The 3,443-nt window shown below is 73.3% G+C and carries 2 protein-coding genes; both read left to right on the plus strand.

Annotated elements, in window-relative coordinates:
* The first annotated feature begins 127 nt into the window (after nucleotides 1-127).
* Nucleotides 128-1,810 carry an N-acyl-D-amino-acid deacylase family protein gene (locus AACH10_RS22245; protein WP_341412723.1) on the plus strand — a complete coding sequence of 561 codons (1,683 nt, stop codon included), beginning with the start codon at nucleotides 128-130 and terminating at the stop codon, nucleotides 1,808-1,810.
* Between the two features lie 273 nt (nucleotides 1,811-2,083).
* A complete protein-coding gene (locus tag AACH10_RS22250) occupies nucleotides 2,084-3,364 on the plus strand; it encodes a TolC family outer membrane protein (protein ID WP_341412724.1) in 1,281 nt (426 codons plus the stop codon).
* Nucleotides 3,365-3,443: the final 79 nt, after the last annotated feature.

The following is a 3,443-nucleotide window of genomic DNA, read 5'->3' on the forward strand; positions in this document are numbered from 1 at the left end:
AGCGGGCTTGCCCTCGGCCCCCCTGTCGCCTGAGCGTCAGGCCGCGGCGGGTTGCCCCGGTGGCGGCCTGGGCCGGCATGGCCTAGTGTGGCCCGTTCCGCGGCACAGGCCGCCACCGGGAGCCGCCATGTCCGAACCCGTCCAGCTGATCATCCGCCAAGCGCGCATCGTCGATGGCAGCGGCGCGCCGGCCTATGACGGCGAACTGGCCGTCGCCGGCGACCGCATCGCCGCCGTGGGGCCCCGTGGCAGCGTGCCGGCGGTGCCCGGCGCCACCGAGCTGGACGCCGGCGGCCGCGTGCTGGCGCCGGGCTTCATCGACATCCACACCCACTACGACCCCCAGCTGTGCTGGGACCGCCTGGCCACGCCCACGCCCGAGCACGGCGTCACATCCATCGTGATGGGCAACTGCAGCATCGGCATGGCGCCGGTGCGGCCCGGGCACCGGCGCAAGCTGGTGAGCCTTTTCGGCTCGGTGGAGGACATGGAGAGCGCGCTGCTGGAGCGCACCGTGCCCTTCGCCTGGGAGAGCGTGGCCGAGTACCTGGCCTGGCAGGGCCGCGAGCTGGGCCCCAACGTGGGCGTGCTGGTGGGCCATGCCGTGCTGCGCCTGTACGTGATGGGCGATGCCGCGCAGCAGCGTGCCGCCACCGATGACGAGATAGCGCGCATGGCCGCGCTGCTGGAGGAGGCGTTGCGCGCCGGCGCGCTGGGCCTGAGCTTCAGCTTCGCCCACCTCGACGAGGCCGGCCACGAACTGCCCTGCCACCACGCCGACCGGCGCGAGCGCCTGGCGCTGCTGCAGGCCATCGCGCGCGCCGGCCGCGGCGTGGTGGAGGTGGCCCCGCAGCTGCTGAACCCCGACGAAGGCCTGCGCCAGCTGGACGAATTCGGCGCGCTGTCGCTCGAAACTGGCGTGATGGTCAGCCTGTCCCCGCTGCTGCAAAGCCGTGGCCGGCGCGAGGCCTGGCGCGAGCTGCTGGCGCGCTTCGAGCACTGGCAGGCCCGTGGCGCCAAGCTGTTCGCGCAGACCCAGGTGCGGCCGCTGGACTTCACCATCCGCCTGTCGCAGGGCTCGGCCATCCTGGCCAAGATGCCGGGCTGGCGCGCGTTGCTCGACCTGCCGGTGGCCGAGCGCGTCCGGCGTTTCAGCGATGAGGCCGTGCGCCAGGCGCTGCAGCTGGAGATCGACACCGCGCCGGGCATGGCGGGGCTGGCCGGCACCTTTGTCGTCAAGCGCGCCATGGGCCCGGCCAACCGCGCGCTGGAGGGCCGGCGCGTGCGCGAGATCGCCGAGGAGCGTGGTCGCAGCTTCACCGACACGCTGCTCGACATCGCGCTGGCCGACGGCCTGGAGACCGAGTTCAACCAGGCCGTGGCGCACACCGACGCGGCCATCGTCGGCGACCTGCTCGACCACCCGGCGGTGCACATCGGCTCGGCCGATGCCGGCGCGCACATCACCCAGTTCTCGGGCGCGGGCGACAGCGGCCTGCTGTTCGAGCGCTACGTGCGCGAGCGCGGCCGCCTGACGCTGGAGCGCGCGGTGCAGCGCCTGACCTCCGACCTGGCCGGCGCCTGGGGCCTGCGCCAGCGTGGCGCGCTGCGCCCGGGCTGGTTCGCCGACCTGGTGCTGTTCGACGCCGCCACCATCGGCCGTGGCGAGGAGGTGTGGGCCGACGACCTGCCCGGCGGCAGCGGCCGCTACGTGCGCGGTGCCCGCGGCATCGAGGCCGTGTGGGTCAACGGCCAGCTGCTGGTGGAGGGCGGGCGCTACACCGACGCGCGGCCCGGGCGCATCGTCTGAGCGGCGCACCCCCTCACCCCTTCACTAGGGGGGTGGGGCATGCGCTGGGTCAAACGCGGCGGGCGGCAGCGTCAGCGCATGCTAAAAACGTCACAGCTTGCGCCTTGGGGACCGACTCCTTCGCGCCTGGCGTGGCGAGGGTGTACGGGGGTGGCGCTGGGTGGGTGTGCCGCGCCAGTGCCCGCGGGGGGATTTGCGGTGGTGCGATCGGGTGTTCGGCGGTACCGCCAGGCTGTGCGCGGCCTGGTGCTGGCTTGGGGGGTGGCGGGTGTCATGGCCCCTGCCGTGGCGCAAAGCCTGCTGGACACCTACCGTCGCGCGGTCGAGGCCGATCCCAAGTACCGCGCCGTGCTCTACACCGCGCGCGCCACCGACGCGCTGCGCGACCAGGCCTTCGCCGGATTCCTGCCCACGCTGCGTTTCGAGGCCGAGAGCATCGAGACCCGCCAGCGCATCATCAGCAGCGAGAACCCGATCTTCGGGCCGGGCACCACCGATTTCCCCACCCGCACGCACACGCTGTCGCTGGTGCAGCCGCTGTTCCGCAAGGACGTGGTCGAGCGCTTCGAGCAGGCCAAGGCGAGCGTGCAGCAGGCCAGCTACACGCTGCTGGCCGCCGAGCAGGACCTGATGCTGCGCACCGCCAGTGCCTACCTGCAGGTGCTGGCCGCCCGGGATGCGCTGGCCTTCTCCACCGCCGAACGCGAGGCGCTGGGCCGCGCGCTGGAGCTGGCACGCGAGAAGCTCAAGAGCGGCCTGGGCACCATCACCGTGCTGCACGACGCCACCGCGCGCCATGCGCTTGCCCAGGCGCGCGAGATCGAGTCGCGCAACAAGCTGGCCGACGCGCGCCAGGCGCTGCAGGAGATCACCGGGGCCGAGCCGCAGGCCCTGCAAAGCCTGCGCGCCGATCTGCCGCTGACCCTGCCCGAACCCGCCAGCCTGAGCGCCTGGCTCGACGCCGCGCGTGACGGCAACCTGTCGCTGCGCGCACGCGCCGCCGCGGTGGAGGTGGCGTCCATCGAGATCGACCGCCAGAAGGCCGCGCATTTCCCCAGCGTGAGCATGGTGTACACGCAGAACCGCAAGGACTCGGGCAGCACCCTGTTCGGCGGCGGCAGCAATGTCGACACGCGCGAGCTGTCGCTGCGCCTGAGCGTGCCGCTGTTCGAGGGGGGCGCGGTGCTGGCCGTCACCAAGGAGGCCAGCTTCAAGCACCTGAAGGCGCGCGAGGAGCATGAGCAGGAGCGCCGTGCGCTCGAGCGCCAGACCCGCTCGGCCTACGAGGCGCTGGTCAGCGGCGTGGGCCTGGTGCAGGCGCTGGCGCAGTCGGTGGTGGCCCAGCAGTCGGCCGTGGCCGCCAAGGAACAGGGCTACGCCGCCGGCATCAACACGCTGCTGCCGGTGCTCGACGCCCAGCGCGACCTGTTCGCCGCGCGCCGCGACCATGCCCAGGCGCGCTACGACCTGCTGATCAACCGGCTGAAGCTGGCCCAGGCCGCGGGCACGCTGTCCGAAACGCACATGGCGGAAGTGGGTGCCGCGCTCCAGTAAACGCAGCCTCGTCGGCCGCCTGGCCGACGCCCTCCGCGGCGCCCCGGGCCCCGCGGCGCCGCTGCATCGGCGCAAGCCG

Origin of the sequence: Pseudaquabacterium inlustre (assembly GCF_038066595.1) — a bacterium.
Lineage (GTDB): Bacteria > Pseudomonadota > Gammaproteobacteria > Burkholderiales > Burkholderiaceae_C > Pseudaquabacterium > Pseudaquabacterium inlustre.

What these genes read in the sequence shown, in the direction of transcription:
- AACH10_RS22245 (WP_341412723.1), top strand. Translation starts at nt 128, where the DNA reads ATGTCCGAACCCGTCCAGCTGATCATCCGCCAAGCGCGCATCGTCGAT.
- AACH10_RS22250 (WP_341412724.1), top strand. Translation starts at nt 2,084, where the DNA reads ATGGCCCCTGCCGTGGCGCAAAGCCTGCTGGACACCTACCGTCGCGCG.